Below are 16,968 nucleotides of genomic sequence, written 5' to 3' on the forward strand. Positions count from 1 at the left end.
TGCCTCGATGTCTCACCGTGACGATGCGCAACCACTTCCACGACTACAGTGGGGGCGCGGCCATCGCTGGCAGGTCGGCCTGCGCCATGGCCGGCTCACGGCCATGGCGTGTCGGGCGAGGGTCGTAACGATCCGAGGGCCGAAGCGAAGCCGCCTACGGTGGGGTCAGGAAGGCTTGACCGCCGAGACCGGGGTGACGGTCACCTTGTTGTCGCACTCGGCCCACACCCCGTCGTTCAGGGCGACCTGGTGCTTCCCGGAGTGCGGCAGCCCGATGACCATCGTCGGATACGTCACCGGGTCCTTGCCCGACACGCAGTAGCCGTCGGCCTCCCCCTGGACCTGGACGAAGGTCAGCTTCACCCACGCCTTGCCGTGCGGCCGGACCGTCACGGTGGCCGCCCTGCCGGTGGGGGTGACCTTGAGCGGGGTGTTGTGGGCGGGGGAGCCGTTGCCGGCGCCCGCGACCGTCGGATGGCCCTTCAGGACGCACGTCCTCCCGGAGAGGTTGGTGAACTGCACGACCGCCGCCCCGGTCCCGGTCCCGACGGGCCGGTGGACGGCCTGCCAGGCGCTGACCTGGAGGGCGGAGGCCGGGCAGGCGGGCGGCGGGGTGGAGGTGGTGGTGCTCGCCGCCATGGCGGTGCCGGGCAGGATGCCGGTCACCGCCGCCGCGACGGCCGTGACCGCCGTCGTTGCCAGAGCCGCCCTGCGAATGCCGTTGCTGTGCCGCATGCTGTCGTCCCCCTGAGTCGTCTCGTCCGCGGGTTTCGGTCGTCGGTTGTTGCCCCGCGGTACGTGTGGTCGTGGTACGTGAGTGCAGACAGGGCGGGCCAGCGGCAGGTTCCCGTGCGGCGACTACTTGTGACGGAACGGTGACGCGTACGCCCTCCCACAGCGGCGCGGGCTCGGCGAACGCCTCCTGCAGCGCGGCCGCCGGCAACCGGCCACCGTGATGCCGCGGGTGCCGGTATGCACCCCCACCCGTCCGGCACATGCCACCGCAACTCCAGCGGCCGGGCGTCCAGAGCGCTGACGCGCGGACTCGCGGTCGCGAAGGAACTGGGCGATGCGCTCCGGGGTCAAGCCGCACGGGCTTGAGGGAGCCGTACGGGGCTGAGGCGGCGCTGAGGCGGCGCTGAGGCGGCGCTGACGGCGTCGCAGGCGGCCGCGAACGCGGGTCGTCACCGCGCCACGCTCCCGGGTCCCCGGTGCTCGGGATCAGCTCGGCGCGGGACGGGGGCAGGCCGAGGGTCAGGGGGCGGAGGTAGCCGGCGCGCGGGGCGGGGCCGCGTTCGGTGTGTGCGTCCGGGTCGCGGGCCGGCGAGCGCGACGGCGGGTGGGGGTGCGGGCCGGGACCCAGACGGCGCGCAGGTCGAAGCCCCGCTCGGTGGCCGCTTCGCCGAGGGCCTGGCCGTGCCGAGGGCGGTGATGAGCCGGTCGGCCAGGCGGGCGGGGAGCGGGGCGGGGGCGGTCATGCCCGCACCCCACGGGCGGCGTGCCCAGCTGCACTCCGGCCGCAGGTGGCGGAGGTCAGACGGTGATGGCGAAGACCCGGAGGTGAGAGTCGGGGCCGGGCAGGATGACCTGCCGCGCAAGCCAGCCAAGCCAGGCACAGGCGGCAGTCATGACACGGTCGGCCTGGCATCGCCCCTTGGGAGCGGGGGCGGGGGCTCACGGACGAGGCGGACCGCGTTGGGTGTCCAGGTCTTGATCCCGGTGGGCGGGGCGGACCTGACGACCAGGGGTGGGCCGCGCCGCAGCAGCACGATGGTCGAGTGCCGCCGCGTCCCCGGCGACGGTGCTGTGGAGAGGGGTCACTAACGGCGCGGACACGGTCGTGACACCCCGGGGAAACGGGGCGTCCCTAATTTCTGTCGTACGACAGGAACTTGCAGGATCACGCCTCCGCGACAGGGGACCGCCATGACCGTGACCACCGATCCCGCACCGCCACCGCCACCGTCCGCCGGCGCCGCCGGCGACGGCACGCTCGCCGCATTCGGCTACCGTCAGGAACTGCGGCGGCAGATGGGACGGTACGCGTCCTTCGCCGCCGGCTTCTCCTTCATCTCGGTCCTGACCACGGTCTTCCAGTTCTTCGCCTTCGGCTACTCCTTCGGCGGGCCGCTGTTCCTGTGGACCTGGCCCGCCGTGCTCGCCGGCCAGCTGCTCGTGGCCGCCTGCTTCGCCGAACTCGCCGCCCGCTATCCCATCTCCGGGGCGGTCTACCAGTGGTCGACCCGGCTGAGCGGCCCCGCCTTCGGCTGGTTCACGGGCTGGATCATGGTGATCGGCCAGGTGGTCGTAGTCGCCGCGGCGGCGCTCGCGCTGCAGGTCGTACTGCCCGCGATCTGGTCCGGTTTCCAGCTGGCCGGCGGCGACCCGGCGCCCACCACGGCGACCGGGGCCGCCAACGCCGCCCTGCTGGCCCTCGTCCTGCTGGTGCTGACCACGGTCGTGAACGTCGTCGACAACCGCGTCATGTCCGCCGTCAACCGCGTCGGCGTCACGGCCGAGATCATCGGCGCGGTCCTCATCGTCGTCCTGCTGTTCACCCACGCCGAGCGCGGTGCCGGCGTGACCCTGAGAACCGGTGGCCAGGGCGGGCCGGTGGCGGCGCTGCTGGTGGGTTCGTTCACCGCGGCCTACGTCCTCATCGGCTTCGACAGCGCGGGCGAGATGAGCGAGGAGACCCGCAACCCCCGCCGGACCGCTCCGCGCACCATCCTCGGCGCCCTCGCCGCGGCAGGCGTACTGGGCGGCCTGCTGCTGCTCGGCGGCGTGCTGGCCGCGCCCAGCCTGGAGGACGGCCGGCTGGCCACCGAGGGACTGGGCTACGTCCTCACCAGCAGTCTGGGCAGCGGTGTGGGAAGGGCGCTGCTCGCGGACGTCGCGGTCGCCATCTGCGTGGCCACGCTGGCCATCCAGACCGCGGGCACGCGGATGCTGTTCTCCATGGCGCGCGACGGGATGCTGCCGCTGTCCGCACGGCTCGCCAAGGTCTCGCCGCGCACGGGCATGCCGTTCGCCCCCGCCCTGGTGGTAGGTGTCCTGGCCGCGGTGCTCGCCCTGCTCAACCTCGCCTCCCCGGAGGCGTTCCTGGCCATCGGCACCACGTGCATCGCGATGCTCTACCTCGCCTACGCCGGGGTCACGGCGCCGATGCTGGTCCGGCGGCTGAGGGGCCAGTGGCCGGCGCCGGAGGCCGGCGGCCGCGACGAGCTGGGCCGGCCGCTGTTCTCCCTGGGCCGCTGGGGTCTGCCGGTCAACGCCCTGGCGGTCGGGTACGGGCTGCTCATGACGGTCAATCTCTCCTGGCCCCGCGCCGGGGTGTACGACCCGGCGGGCGGCCACTGGTACTTCCAGTGGTTCACCGTCCTGTTCGTCGGCGCCACGGTCGCCGCCGGCGTGCTGTGCCGCCGCCGCGCGCCGGCCGCCGCGGCGGCCGGGGAGCCGGGCCGCACGGACGCGGCGGAGGCCGCACCGGTCTGAGCGGACCCGCGCCCCGGGCGCGCCGTCACCGCCACGTCGCGAGGAGCCGCTGCCCCTCGCGACGCTGCCGTGCCAGGGAGCGCTGCGGCACGCCCGCGACCCGCAGTGCCGCGTCGGCCGTCGCCGCGGCGAGGGCCCGCGGATCGCGGGCGGGGTCGGCGCGCCGGATGAGGATCACGCTCTCGATGAGGCCGAAGACGAGGTCCGTGCGCAGGGCGAGCTCCTCCGCGGCGAGGGCCGCGCCCGGCTCCGTGTCCGTCAGCAACTTTCCGTACGCGGCTTTCAGTTCGTCCCGGACCTGCTGGAAGACGGCGAAGCGCTCCGTCTGCGCCTCGGGAAGCAGGTAGAGAGCCCCCGGATTGTGCGGGCCGCCGCACAGCAGCAGCACGTCGGAGTGGCACAGCGCCCACAGCCGCGCCTCGGCGGCCGTCCCGGTACGCCTCACCAGCTCGCGTGCGATCTCCAGCGAGGGGCGGACGGTCCCTTCGAGCAGCGCGGCGAGGATCGCCTCCTTGCCGTCGAAGTAGTGGTACAGCGACGCCTGGCGCAGCCCGGCCCGCTCGGCGACCGCGCGGGTGGAGGTCGCGGTGTAGCCGTGCGCGGTGAACAGTTCGGCGGCGGCGGCCAGCACCTCCTCGCGGGGCGGGAGTCCACTGGCGGGACGCTCCTGGGCACGGGGGCGGCCGACTCTTCTGCTGGTGGGCGGGCTCACTCCGTGATCCTCGCACAGGGCCGCAGGCCGCCCGGGCGCCGACCGGCGGCGGTGAGGCGGCGGTTACCGCCCGGAAACGCACGGGCAACGGCCAGGACCCGACCCGCCCCTAATTTCTGTCACACGACAGAAATAGCGCCGAGCCGGAGGTTCAGCCGTGACGACACCGTCAGCGACAGCGTCGGCCCGTGGTGCCCGGGACCATGCCCGCGCCCAGGAGGGCAGCAGGTCCGCCACCATGCCCGTACTCCCCGCGAGCGACTGGCCGGCGCCGCCGGAGGGGATCGCCGGTGAGGACCTCGTGTGGGCCGAGACCGTGGCGGGCGGCAACTACACCCACAAGATCCTCGCGCGGGGCACCGAACTGCGGCTGACCGACCCCACCGGCGACGCGTGCGCCCACGTCCTGCTGTACAGCGCGGACCGCCCGTGGGAGCGGCTGAACACGGCCGACACGGTCAAGGTGCTCTGGAACGCCTACCTCGGCGTGGGACACCTGCTCCTGTCCGGCCAGGGCCGAGTCCTCGCGTCCGTCACCGCGGACACCTCCGGCCGGCACGACGCCCTCACCGGCACCTCCGTCCTGGCCCGCAACACCGCCCGTTACGGCGACGGGTCCCCTCAGTCGGCCTCCCCCGCCGGACGTGAGCTGTTCAAGCTCGCCGCCCTCAAGAACGGGCTCGGCCCACGGGACGTCCCGCCGTCCGTCTCCTTCTTCCAGGGCGTCCGGATCAACGGGGACGGCACCACCGCGTTCACCGGCTCCGCGGGCCCCGGCGGGACCGTCACGCTGCGCGCCGAGCAGCCGCTGACCGTGCTGATCGCCAACGTCCCGCACCCGCTGGACCCGCGCCCGGACTACGTCTGCGGCCCCCTGGAGGTCCTCGCGTACCGGGCCCGGCCGACCGGCCCGCACGACGCGCTGTGGAACGCCACGCCCGAGGGCCGCCGCGCCTTCCTCAACACCGCCGAGCACCTCGCCGCCAGGGGGATCGCTTGACCACCACGACCACCCGCGCGGGACGCGTCGTCACCGACGGGACCGTCCCCGCCCGCGCCGCCTGGTCCGCCGTCGTCCGCGCGGGCTCGCTGCTGACCATCACCGACCTGCACGGCAACCAGGCCGCGGACTTCCTCGTCTACGACGCGCACGACACGTCCGTGCGCTACAGCGCCCCCGACACCGTCCAGGCCCAGGGCGGCATCTTCCTGACCACCGGCTCGGTGCTGCTGTCGGGAGAGCACACGCCGCTGATGACGGTCCTCGAGGACACCTGCGGGCGGCACGACACCATCGGCGGCGCCTGCTCCAAGGAGTCCAACACCCTCCGCTACGGGCACCACACCTGGTCGCAGCACGCCTGCGTGGAGAACTTCCTCGCGGAGGGCGCCAGGCACGGCCTGGACCAGCGCGACCTGGTGTCCAACGTCAACTGGTACATGAACGTGCCGATCGAGCCGGACGGCACCCTCGCCATCGTCGACGGCCTCTCGGCCCCGGGCCTGAAGGTCGTGCTGCGGGCCGAGACGGACGTCCTGGTGCTGCTGTCCAACTGCCCGCAGATCAACAACCCCTGCAACGGATTCGACCCGACCGCCCTGCGGGCGACCGTCTCCGAGCCGGACGGGAGCTGAGTGCCATGACGTTCGACACCCTGCTGGTGGCCAACCGCGGCGAGATCGCCTCCCGCGTCATCCGCACCGCCCGCCGGCTCGGCCTGCGCACCGTCGCGGTCTACTCCGACCCGGACCGCGGGGCGGAGCACGTCCGGCTGGCCGACGAGGCCGTACGGCTCGGCCCGGCCCCCGCCAAGCAGTCCTACCTGGACGCCGACCTGGTGCTGCGGGCGGCCAAGGACACCGGGGCGGGCGCCGTCCACCCCGGCTACGGCTTCCTGTCCGAGGACGCCGGCTTCGCGCGCCGCTGCGCCGAGGCGGGCCTGGTCTTCGTCGGCCCCACGCCCGAACAGCTCGAACTGTTCGGCGCCAAGCACACCGCGCGGGCGGCCGCTCAGGCAGCCGGTGTGCCGCTGGCCCCGGGCACCGGGCTGCTGCCCGACGTGGACGCGGCCCTCGCCGCGGCCGAGGAGATCGGCTACCCGGTGATGCTGAAGGCGACCGGCGGTGGCGGCGGCATCGGCATGCGGGCGTGCCGCGACGCCGGGGACCTCGCCGACGCCTGGGAGCAGGTGCAGCGCGTGGCCGCCGCCTCGTTCTCCTCCGCCGGCGTCTTCCTGGAACGGCTCGTGGAGTCCGCCCGCCACGTCGAGGTGCAGGTCTTCGGCGACGGCGAGGGCCGTGTCGTCACCTTCGGGGACCGCGACTGCTCGCTGCAGCGCCGCAACCAGAAGGTCCTGGAGGAGGCCCCGGCGCCGAACCTCCCGGACCGGGTCCGCGAGCGGCTGACCGCCGCCGCCCGCGATCTGTGCGCCTCCGTGCGCTACCGCTCCGCCGGCACGGTGGAGTTCGTGTACGACGCCGCACGCGAGGAGGCCTACTTCCTGGAGGTCAACACCCGCCTGCAGGTGGAGCACCCGGTCACCGAGGAGATCTACGGCGTCGACCTCGTGGAGTGGATGCTGCGCCTCGCACAGGGCGACACCGCCGTCGTCAGCGCGCCGCCGGCACCGAAGGGCCACGCCGTGGAGGCCCGCCTCTACGCCGAGGACCCCTCCCGCGACCACCGCCCGAGCGCGGGTCTGCTCACCCGGGTCGCCTTCCCCGAAGGGATCCGCGTGGACACCTGGGTGGAGACCGGCACCGAGGTCACCACCTCCTACGACCCGCTGCTCGCCAAGGTCGTCGCGTACGGCGCCGACCGCGCCGAGGCGCTCGACCGGCTGGACGCGGCACTCGCCGCCACCCGCCTCGACGGCATCGAGACCAACCTCGGCCTGGTGCGCGCCGCGCTGGACGACGTCGGCGTGCGCGCGGCGACCCACAGCACCGCCTCCCTCGCCGGGATCGGCGACCCCACGCCCCGCGTCGAGGTCGTCGCGCCGGGCACCCTGACCACCGTCCAGGACTGGCCGGGACGCACCGGCCACTGGCAGGTCGGCGTCCCGCCGTGCGGGCCGATGGACGACCTCTCGTTCCGGCTCGGCAACACCGCACTCGGCAACGCCGAGGGCGCGCCCGGCCTCGAGTGCACCCTCCACGGGCCGTCCCTGCGGTTCACCCACCCGACGACCGTCTGCGTCACGGGCGCGCCCGCGCCGGTGACCGTCGACGGCACCGCCGTACCGCAGTGGGAGCCGGTCACCGTCGGAGCCGGGCAGACCCTGGCGGTCGGGGCGCCCCACGAGCACGGCCTGCGCACCTACGTGCTGTTCGCGGGCGGCCTGGACGTACCGGAGTTCCTGGGCAGCGCGGCCACCTTCGTCCTGGGCCGGTTCGGCGGGCACGGCGGCCGCGCCCTGCGCGCGGGCGACGTCCTGCACGGCGGCGAACGACGTGCGGGGGCCTGCGCCGTTCCCCCGGACCGGCGCCCGGCCTTCGTCGGCGCATGGTCCATCGGCGCGGTCGAAGGCCCGCACGCCGCGCCCGAGTTCTTCACCGAGGACGACATCCGCGACTTCTACGGCGCGGACTGGAAGGTGCACTTCAACTCGGCGCGCACCGGCGTACGCCTCGTCGGCCCCAAGCCGCGGTGGGCGCGCACCGACGGCGGCGAGGCCGGCCTGCACCCGTCCAACATCCACGACACCCCGTACTCCGTCGGCGCCGTCGACTACACCGGCGACATGCCCGTCCTGCTCGGACCCGACGGGCCCTCGCTCGGCGGCTTCGTCTGCCCGGCCACGGTCGTGACCGGGCAGCGCTGGAAACTCGGGCAGCTCCGCCCCGGCGACACCGTCCGCTTCGTCCCCGTGACCACCGAGGCGGCCGCCGGGCTGCGGCGGAACCCGGCGGCGGCCCCGCGGGCCGACCGCGCGCCCGTCGTCGACGGCGGCGTCCTCGCCCGCCTGCCGGAGACCGGGACCCGCCCGTCGGTGACGTACCGGCGCAGCGGCGACGACAACCTCCTCATCGAGTACGGCCCGATGCAGCTCGACCTGGCGCTACGCATGCGGATCCACGCGCTCGCGCAGGCGCTGGCGGCGCGGCGCCCGGACGGGATGGCGGACCTGACCCCCGGCATCCGCTCCCTGCAGGTGCGGACGGACCCCGGTGTCCTGCCGCTGGACGAGCTGCTCGGCATCGCCCGGCGTGTGGAGGAGGAACTGCCCGCCACCGACGAGCTGGTGGTGCCCAGCCGCACCGTCCACCTGCCGCTGTCCTGGGACGATCCGGCGACCCGCGAGGCCATCGCCCGGTACATGGCGGGCGTACGCGACGACGCCCCGTGGTGCCCCTGGAACATCGAGTTCATCCGCCGCGTCAACGGCCTGGAGACGGTGGACGAGGTGTACCGCACCGTCTTCGACGCCGAGTACCTGGTCCTGGGCCTGGGCGACGTGTACCTGGGCGCGCCGGTGGCCACGCCGCTGGACCCGCGGCACCGGCTGGTGACGACGAAGTACAACCCCGCCCGTACCTGGACCGCGGAGAACTCGGTCGGCATCGGCGGCGCCTATCTGTGCGTCTACGGGATGGAGGGCCCCGGCGGCTACCAGTTCGTCGGCCGCACCACCCAGGTGTGGTCGGGCTGGCGGCAGCGCGGCGCCTTCGAGCCGGGCAGGCCCTGGCTGCTGCGCTTCTTCGACCGGATCAGGTGGTACCCGGTCGAGGCGGAGGAACTGCATCAGCTGCGCGCGGACATCGTCTCCGGCCGGTTCGTCCCTCGGATCGAGGAGGGGTCCTTCTCACTCGCCGACCACCGGCGCTTCCTCGCCGAGAACGCCGGCTCCATCGCCGCCTTCCGGGCCCGGCAGGGTGCGGCGTTCGACGCGGAACGGGCGGCCTGGGAGGCGGCGGGCGAGTTCGCTCGCGCCGAGTCGGCCGCGGAGGTGCCCCCGCCGGCCGCCGACATCGACGTGCCCGAGGGCGGCCATCTGGTCGAGGCCGAGTTCGCCGCCTCCGTCTGGCAGGTCGGCGTCGAGGTCGGCGACCGCGTGTCGGCCGGGCAACCGCTCCTCGTGCTGGAGGCGATGAAGATGGAGTCCCGGGTCCCGGCCCCCGCCGACGGCGTCGTGGTGCGGGTCCTGACGAGGCCGGGCAGCCAGGTCGAGGCGGGTACCGCCCTCGTCGTCCTCGCTCCCGCGCAGAACCTGGAGGCGGCCGCGTGATCACGGCGGTGGAGCGGGTGCGGGCCGCCTACGCGCGCATCGCGCGGGTGGACCGGCCCGAGGTGTGGATCGGCCTGCGCCCGCGGGCGCAGGCGGAGGCGGACGCCGCCGCGGTCGACGCGAAGGTGGCCGCCGGTGACCGGCTGCCGCTGGCCGGGACGGTGCTCGCGGTCAAGGGCAACATCGACGTGGCCGGGCTGCCGACCACCGCCGGCTGCCCCGCGTACGCGTATCCGCCGGACGCGGACGCCCCGGCGGTGGCCCGGCTGCGGGCGGCGGGCGCGGTGGTCCTCGGCACCACGAACCTCGACCAGTTCGCCACCGGCCTGGTCGGCACCCGCAGCCCCTACGGCGCGGTCCGCAACGCCGTCGCACCGGAGCGCGTGTCCGGCGGCTCCTCCTCCGGCTCGGCGGTCGCCGTCGCGCTCGGCGTCGCCGACATCGCGCTCGGCACGGACACCGCAGGCTCGGGCCGCATCCCGGCGGCCTTCAACGGGATCGTCGGCCTCAAGCCGACCATCGGACTCGTGCCGACCGAGGGCGTCGTCCCCGCCTGCGCCTCACTCGACTGCGTCACGGTCTTCGCCCGTACCCTCCCGGAGGCCGAGCAGGCCCTGTCCCTCATGGCGGCACCGTCCGGACGCGCGCTGACCGCCCCGGCCGAACGCCGGCCGGGGCCGTGGCGGATCGCCGTACCGCGGGCCGGGCAGCTCGGCCCGTTGGACCCGGGCTGGGCCGAGGCCTTCGATGCCGCAGCGCAGCGGCTCGCCGACTCGGGCGCCGAACTGCTGACCGTCGACCTCGCACCCTTCACCGAGGCGGCCGCGATGCTGTACGAGGGCGCGTTCGTCGCCGAGCGCTACACCGCCGTCGGCGCCTTCGTCGACGCACACGCCGGCTCCCCCGGCCTCGACCCGACCGTGGCCGGCATCATCTCCCGGGCCGGGGACGTCCGGGCCCACCGGCTCTACGCGGACCGGCGGCGGCTGGAGTCCCTCCGACTGCGCGCGATGGCCTCGCTCGGCGACGCGGACGCCCTGCTGCTGCCGACCGCACCGGGCCACCCGACCATCGCCGAGGTCGCGGCCGACCCGCTGGGCGCGAACGCCCGGCTCGGCCGCTTCACCAACTCGACCAACCTCTTCGACCTGGCGGCGGTGGCCGTCCCCGCCGGCGTGGTGGACGGGCTGCCGTTCGGCGTCATGCTGATCGGCCCCGCCTTCACCGACGAGCGGCTCGCCCGCATCGCCGCAACGCTCACCGCCCCGCCGCTGCCGCTGGCCGTGGTCGGCGCGCATCTGTCCGGTCAGCCCCTGAACGGGCAACTGCTCGCCGCAGGGGGCCGGCTGCTGCGCACCACCACGACCGCCCCCGCCTACCGGCTGTACGCGCTGGACACGGTGCCCGCGAAGCCCGGTCTGGTCCGGGTCGGTGCGGGCGGCGGCGCCGTCGAGGCCGAGGTGTGGCGGCTGCCCGCCGAGGGGCTGGGCGCGCTGGCCGCGGCGCTGCCCCGCCCGATGGCGCTCGGCAGCGTGGAACTCGCGGACGGCAGCTCGGTGACCGGCTTCCTCTGCGAGCCCCTGGCCGTCGAGGGTGCCCGTGACATCACCTCGTTCGGCGGCTGGCGTGCGTACCTGCGGTCGGACCCCCGTCACGAGGACCCGCGCTGAGCTGTCCTGGGCCCGCAGGTCGCCTGGGGGCGGTTGGGAAAATCCGGACCCCCCTGGTCGACGCTCGCGATGGCGCCTGTAACGGGGCCGATGACGGAGCATCACGGCCTGGCCCCCGCTGACCGCACCCAGGACCCACCAGATCCTGCTTGCTGCGGCTCCGGCCGCGGGCCTGAGCGCGGTGAAGGTGGGCGCCGCCCGGAGGGCAGCCTCCGGGTTCGCACACGGCCGCTACTGGCCCAACCTGGGGCCTGGCGATGGCGGCAGCGTTCGCGTTCAGCAGCCGTCAGCGCGTGACGCCTGCAGGGGCGCAACGGGCTGCCGGTTGGGGGAGTGGGAGGTGCGGGGCGCTACCGGCGGCGTTCGGGATCGCACCCTGCACGCCGCTGGTACGCAGGATGTTCGGTTGATGGTTCAGAGGCCACGAAGACTGGGATGCCCGGGCGGACGAGACAGACAGCAGCGCCGGGGTCCTACGGGCCCGTGCAGGGTTCCGTACGCTTTCCGTACGCCATATGTACGCTTCACAGCCCGGCCCGCGTGCCTGCTGGCCGGGTGGGGCGGTGGCGGGACCGACTGGGCGCGGCGTCGGATCGCCGTGTCCGGCGTGGGCGGCAGTCGGCGCGCACCGGCCCGCTCGCTCGGTGCAGCCCGGGCGGCTCGCCGGTACCGGCCTGCTCTTGGTCGGCTCGCCTGATGCAGGAGCAGCATCCGGTCGAGGAGGTCCCGGAGGCGCTGCGCCGCCTGGTCGAGTGAGGCTTGGCGGCGACGGACTATCCGCTGTATTCCTGCCTGTTCGTCCCGGGAGGGGGGCTGCCGTCGGCTGCGGCGGCGGCCCTGCCGTTTCTTACGGCGCTCGCCTGCGACCCCGACAACGGCGCACGAGTCACTCTCGTCGAACTGCTCGACGCTCTCAACGGTGCGGCGCGCGAGGCGGTGAACGCGGCACGCACGACGCGTGGCGGGAGGAGTGGCGGCGGCAGGGCGACAGGTCACGGCGCTCCTCGCGGGCCCCGCGTCGAGCGTCCGGCGCACCGCTCTCCTCCCTCGCGGACGACGACGCGCTGCTGGAACGGTGGCACGCCGAGACAGACCCGGCCGTACGCCTGACCCTCCTGCCACCGATCGCCCGACGCAGGGCTGCACCACGGGTTCAACATTTGTGACCCGGCCTGACGACGCTCGCCGCCAGGTGTTGGCCCCGACCCGGGCACGGCCTGATGTCTGTGCTCGGGTCAGCGGCAGCCAAGTGCCGACGTGGCCTCGCGGGTCATGAGTACTGTGGGCAGCTTCCCTCGCCATAGGTAAGGCTCACCGGTGATCTCGAAGCCGTGGCGCCGGTAGAAGCGGATCGCGCGTTCGTTGCAATCGACGACCCCCAAGCGTATGCAGGCGGGGCCCGCCCAGGCGAGGAACTCGGTCATCATGCGGCCACCGAGTCCTGTGGCCACTGGGAGGACTCGGAATCGATCACTCTCGGCCCGATGTATCTGCTGGACCATGCCCAGGGTGAGATAGCCGACGATCTCCGCCTCGCACCCGGACGACACGGCAGAAATGAGGGGCAGGGTTCTGGTTCGCCACCTCGATGAACTCCCGCCACTGGATGATGCCTTCGGCGGTAGCGGACGATCCACGGTGCTCACGGATCCAGGACTCCTCGATCCCCGCGTCCACGTCGGTGTAGTTCTGCAGCCAGTTCCGCAGGTGCAAGGGCCCTATCGACGCGGCGTCGTCCGGCTGGGCGGACGTGATCACGTAGGTCATGCTCGACCATACTGCAACCACTGCCCCGACCTGACGAGCACACCCGCGGCACGCAGGCGGGCTCGTACCCGGGGCTGCCACCGCGCCAGGACTGCCTCCTCGATCACCTCCACCTGCAGGGGACCCGGCGGGCGACGCGCTCCGGGCTTCTTCGTCACCCACCGCTGCACGGTGCGCTGCGACACTCCCAGCACGGCGGCGGCCCTCCGGGTGGAGCCCCGGTGCGCCTTCAGCAGAAACCGCAGGCGGCCCTCGGTGCTTGAGGGGACGGGGCGGGTGCGCAACGCGCGCTTCAGCCCCTGCTCGATCTCCTCCATCTCCGCCTCTCCAAGCTGACAGCGCGGGCACCCCGCAATCCGTGGCGTCAGTTGTCCCATGCCGCTCGCCCCTGCTCTGCTGGATCCGGCGTCTTTGGGACAGCACCGGTCGATATCGGCTACGAGAGCCCCCGGGCGTGGGCGAACGTCAGCGCCCGGAAGTCTGCTGCAGGCCTGCCAGAGCCTGGCCTCGTACGCATTCGTACGCACCCCGTACGCTAAATGTACGCTTCACGACGCAGCAGCTGTGCCTGGGCGGCCGGGCGTGGTGGTGGTCAGGTCCAGCGCATGCCGATGGCGGCGAGTTGCTCGACCCGGTCCGGCGCCAGGGCCGCAGCTCTGGAGCGCTGGTTCCCGACCCATGCTCCTAGTCGCAGGTGGTGTTCTTCCGCCTCCGTCTTCTCGCCGTCACGGCCGCCATCCTCGCCGCCGGTGGTGACGATGGTCTCGATGTGGCTCCTCGGGACTCGCAGGTGTCCTTCGCGCTGGTAGTACTGCGTGGCGGCGGCGAGGTTGAGAGCCCACTTGTCGGCTTGGCTGCGCCGCGGCTTGGGCTTCTCCTCCTCGGCTGCGGGTGTGATGCCGAGGATGTGTTCGCACAGCCATTGCTGGGCGCTGGTGAGTTTGTCGAAGCCGAGTCGTCGCGCGCGTACCCACCGCCCCAGATCTTCGCCTTGGTGCACGACGGTTCCCGGCTCGGTTGGCAGCGGCCGGCCGGTTTCGAGGTGTTGTCGGGTGAGGTGGAAGGCGCGTTGCCAGTCGATGGGCCAGGTGGGGCACCAGGCGGGGTCGATGTCGTCGAGCTGCTCGCGCCGCTCGTCCGACAGCGCGCCGGCGGCCGACTGCTCGGGTAGCCCGTGGGAGCGCCGCTGTTCGTTCTCCGCTGCTCGCCGGGCGGCTGCTCGTTGGTTTTTCAGCCAGATGCCGACCTTGTAGCCCTGGTAGGTGGCGTCGGTCGGTGCTGCGAGGTGCCCGTTCTCGGCGGCCCAGCCGCGGGCGGCGGTGAGTCCTTCGTCCCAGGCGATGTCGTAGTGGGACCAGACCATGCCGAGTTTCTCGAGCTGCGCGACGCGGTCGGGGTCCATGTCGCCGCGAGCGTGGAAGCGCCGGTTGTCGGCGATCCACTGTCCGAGCGGGAAGCCGGCGAGTGAGGCCGGCCACCTCTGGCTGCCTTCCGCCTCCTGTTCCTGGTTGTCGCCTGCGGTGGGGACGCGGTAGGTGAACGGCACGCGCAGGTCGCCGTGGTGCCGGTGGTAGATGCCGGCGGCCTCCACCCCGCGTCGCCAGTGGGCGTGTTCGGGGTGGAGGACGCGGAGGTTGATGAACGCGGCCAGCTGTGCGGGATCGCGGGGAGTGGAGAACTTCAGCAGCTCCCGGGCCGGAATCGACAGCCGGCCCTCCCCGTCGGCGTCCGGACCCTCCCCGGTCTCGTCGTTCCCCTCTGCGGAGCGGGTCTGTACGCCCCGTACGCGGCTTCGTGCTTGGGGTTCGGCGAGGTACTCGAGGATGCGGGCGTCGTGGGCCCGGAGTGCCTCGAGGAGCTTGGCGAGCCCGCCGTACGCCCGGGAGGTGAGCATGCTGTCCACCGTCTCGCCGGGCCCGAGCAGGACCGGGACCACGAGAGAGGCGACCTTGCCTTCGCCGGGGTGTAGGCGGAGTGCGCGGCCGACGGCTTGGACGAGGTCGGGCATGGAGCCGCGGACGTCGGCGAAGTACACGGAGTCGCATTCCCGGGTGTCGACCCCCTCGCCGAGCACCCGGACGGACCCAAGGAACGTCTTCTCCACGACGGTGCCGTCAGCGGCGATCCCTTGGGAGAACTCGTTCAGGACCCGGCGCCGGTGGTGGGGCTTGTGCTCGCCGCACAGCCAGTTGGCCCACACGTTGCGTGGATACAGCCCAGGATCCACGGCGTGCAGCCGGCCGGCGACGCGCGAGAGACCGGCCGCGAACGCCTCGGCTTCCTTCACCTGGTGGTGAAAGACCAGCGTCCTGCGGAAGCCCTCCTCGGCCGAGGCCTTCACCAGTGCCGTCTGCAGAGCAGCAAGCCGCGCCCCCCGCACCTGATCCGAGCGGCCCTCCACACCCAGCAGCTGCGCCGCCTGGAGCTGGCTGTCCGTGATGTCCAGGCACACCACCTGGTACGGGGCGCAGATCCCGCGGTCGATCGCCTCGGACAGCGTCAGTGTGTAGCAGCGGCTGCCGAAGGGAGAGTCGGGGGAGTCCTCCATGCTCGCGACCAGCTCACCCGGTGCGCCCGGTGCGGTCTCGGTGTCCTCGTCGAGTTGCCACAGCCTCGGGGTGGCGGTCATGTAGAGCCGGCGCAGTGCAGGGATGCGGGTGTTGTCGTGGACGACCGCCCACGGTCTGCCGATCCGGCCCGAGGTCCGGTGCGCCTCGTCGACGACGATCAGGTCCCAGCCCGGAAGGCCGGCCTGGTGGGCGCGTTCCAGCGTGCCGAGCCCGAGGGAGGCGTACGTGGCGAACACGGTGACCTTGTCGAACGGCCGCACCCAGGAGACCAGCTCACCCACGTCCGTGGTGTTCGGGAAGGACGCCTCCTCCCCGCGCAGGGAGGAGACACCGATCATCGGCCCGGTGCGGCCTCCCTCGCGCCAGGCTGCTTCGGTCTGGGTGAGGAGGTCCAGGGAGGGCACGAGGACCAGGACACGGCCCGCACGGAGCTCCTCAGCGCTCCGGGTGGCCACCAGGGTCTTGCCCGATCCGGTGGCCATGATCACCTGGGTCCGCAGGCCCCGCTCGGGCACAGATGATCTTGCAGGTAATTCGAGCGCCCGGAGTACTGCATCCACGGCTTCCCGCTGATGCGGACGGAGTTCCTTCGCAGCCACTACGCTCCAATCCCTCCTGCAAGCCGGACGACAGTCCTCACCCCGCAGTACGAGTAACTAGCCTTGATTGCCAGGGGACTTGGTCAGTAGCCCATCCGTACAACACAGGTCCACGTCCTCGACCTGGAGCCAAAAATGACTTCCCTCCAGCCGACCACACACTCACAGAGGCACGGCCACTCATTTCCAGAGTCTATCGTAGCCACAAAATGAAGCAGACAAGCGGAAGAATCAGCACACAAGCTACGGGTACTCCGCATCCATCGCCACCCACCCGACGAGGAGAGCCATGACCCACAACACTGACAACACTCGAGGCAACCGGTTCTGCAAGGCCTGCGGCACGCCCGCCGAAGACGGGAAGCTGTGCAACCACTGCGGTGCGGTCCTCGACCTCCCCGACCAGGCCGGACTGATCGAGGATCAGGGAGCTGCGGTCAGGCGCGACTTCGAAGGCCGCACCGAACAGCAGCACAAGTGACCCCGAATCGACCCTGGGCCGGCATAGCAATCCCAGCAGGCCGCGCGGCAGCTCGGCCGGCCCGCACACCGCACTCCCACCTGATGTGCGACCAAGGAGGGAAAGCTGCCAGCGCGGCACCCGGCTCCACGGCAGGAGCCCACCCTTACTGCTGCCAGCCCGGGCCGCGCGGAGCGCGGCCCGATGCCTCGCACGCAGTGCGAGGCACACGGTTCGCAGCGCAGCGGAGAACCGCCCCAAGCCCCCGAGCTCCGCTCGGGGCTGGCCGCGTAGCGGCCCGCTCCTGAAGCGCAGCGCAAGGAGCGCCAACTCCCACGCGAAGCGTGGGAGTTGTGCGGGGAGCAAAGCGAGCCGCTCTCGCTTCCGCGGAGCGGAAGCGCAACACCCGCGCGCCGCGCGGGTGTTCGCTTGCATCGCGCGCAGCGCGATGCGACCCGCTCCGCGGG

At 73.0% G+C, this 16,968-nt stretch carries 12 protein-coding genes; 6 read left to right on the forward strand and 6 right to left on the reverse strand.

Going from position 1 to position 16,968, the window contains the following annotated elements; translation table 11 throughout:
* Positions 1 to 165: 165 nt before the first annotated feature.
* Positions 166 to 735: a DUF4232 domain-containing protein gene (locus ACFYU0_RS31720; RefSeq protein ID WP_389305633.1), complete on the reverse strand. Its 570-nt coding sequence runs from the start codon at positions 733 to 735 to the stop codon at positions 166 to 168.
* 1,191 nt (positions 736 to 1,926) lie between these two features.
* On the opposite strand from ACFYU0_RS31720, the gene ACFYU0_RS31725 reads away from it, so the two are divergent.
* Complete coding sequence (locus tag ACFYU0_RS31725; RefSeq protein WP_389305635.1) at positions 1,927 to 3,495, forward strand: amino acid permease; 1,569 nt, start codon at positions 1,927 to 1,929, stop codon at positions 3,493 to 3,495.
* Between the two features lie 25 nt (positions 3,496 to 3,520).
* On the opposite strand, the gene ACFYU0_RS31730 is transcribed toward ACFYU0_RS31725, so the two are convergent.
* Positions 3,521 to 4,207, reverse strand: coding sequence for a TetR/AcrR family transcriptional regulator (locus tag ACFYU0_RS31730; protein ID WP_389305637.1), 687 nt, complete (start codon positions 4,205 to 4,207; stop codon positions 3,521 to 3,523).
* Positions 4,208 to 4,445: 238 nt separating this feature from the next.
* Here ACFYU0_RS31730 and ACFYU0_RS31735 point away from each other — a divergent pair, with 238 nt between their 5' ends.
* From ACFYU0_RS31735 to atzF, 4 genes are read left to right on the forward strand one after another with little or no spacing between them, the layout of a single operon-like run.
* Positions 4,446 to 5,207, forward strand: a complete 762-nt coding sequence (locus ACFYU0_RS31735; protein ID WP_389305639.1) for an urea amidolyase associated protein UAAP1 — start codon at positions 4,446 to 4,448, stop codon at positions 5,205 to 5,207.
* Positions 5,204 to 5,842: an urea amidolyase associated protein UAAP2 gene (locus ACFYU0_RS31740; RefSeq protein WP_389305641.1), complete on the forward strand. Its 639-nt coding sequence runs from the start codon at positions 5,204 to 5,206 to the stop codon at positions 5,840 to 5,842. Before ACFYU0_RS31735 ends, ACFYU0_RS31740 begins: the two co-directional genes overlap by 4 nt.
* A gap of 5 nt (positions 5,843 to 5,847) precedes the next feature.
* On the forward strand, positions 5,848 to 9,435 hold the full coding sequence (gene uca / locus ACFYU0_RS31745; RefSeq protein WP_389305643.1) for an urea carboxylase: 3,588 nt from the start codon (positions 5,848 to 5,850) through the stop codon (positions 9,433 to 9,435).
* The gene (gene atzF, locus ACFYU0_RS31750) at positions 9,432 to 11,105 is read left to right on the forward strand and encodes an allophanate hydrolase (protein WP_389305645.1); all 1,674 of its coding nucleotides are present in this window, start codon (positions 9,432 to 9,434) and stop codon (positions 11,103 to 11,105) included. The genes uca and atzF overlap by 4 nt, the downstream gene beginning before the upstream one ends.
* 1,235 nt (positions 11,106 to 12,340) lie before the next feature.
* Here atzF and ACFYU0_RS31755 read toward each other — a convergent pair.
* The 4 genes from ACFYU0_RS31755 to ACFYU0_RS31770 all read right to left on the reverse strand — a co-directional run bounded on the left by ACFYU0_RS31755 (position 12,341) and on the right by ACFYU0_RS31770 (position 16,002).
* The gene (locus ACFYU0_RS31755; protein ID WP_389305659.1) at positions 12,341 to 12,607 is read right to left on the reverse strand and encodes a GNAT family N-acetyltransferase; all 267 of its coding nucleotides are present in this window, start codon (positions 12,605 to 12,607) and stop codon (positions 12,341 to 12,343) included.
* The gene (locus tag ACFYU0_RS31760; protein ID WP_389305661.1) at positions 12,576 to 12,872 is read right to left on the reverse strand and encodes a hypothetical protein; all 297 of its coding nucleotides are present in this window, start codon (positions 12,870 to 12,872) and stop codon (positions 12,576 to 12,578) included. Before ACFYU0_RS31760 ends, ACFYU0_RS31755 begins: the two co-directional genes overlap by 32 nt.
* Complete coding sequence (locus ACFYU0_RS31765) at positions 12,869 to 13,189, reverse strand: helix-turn-helix domain-containing protein (protein ID WP_389305647.1); 321 nt, start codon at positions 13,187 to 13,189, stop codon at positions 12,869 to 12,871. The genes ACFYU0_RS31760 and ACFYU0_RS31765 overlap by 4 nt, the downstream gene beginning before the upstream one ends.
* A 275-nt stretch (positions 13,190 to 13,464) precedes the next feature.
* Entirely contained in the window at positions 13,465 to 16,002 is a 2,538-nt protein-coding gene (locus ACFYU0_RS31770) for a Helicase associated domain protein (RefSeq protein WP_389305649.1), read from the reverse strand.
* 328 nt (positions 16,003 to 16,330) lie between these two features.
* Here ACFYU0_RS31770 and ACFYU0_RS31775 point away from each other — a divergent pair, with 328 nt between their 5' ends.
* Complete coding sequence (locus ACFYU0_RS31775) at positions 16,331 to 16,522, forward strand: hypothetical protein (RefSeq protein WP_389305651.1); 192 nt, start codon at positions 16,331 to 16,333, stop codon at positions 16,520 to 16,522.
* The last annotated feature ends 446 nt before the right edge of the window (positions 16,523 to 16,968 follow it).

Source organism: Streptomyces sp. NPDC003720 (genome assembly GCF_042875075.1).
Taxonomy (GTDB): domain Bacteria; phylum Actinomycetota; class Actinomycetes; order Streptomycetales; family Streptomycetaceae; genus Streptomyces.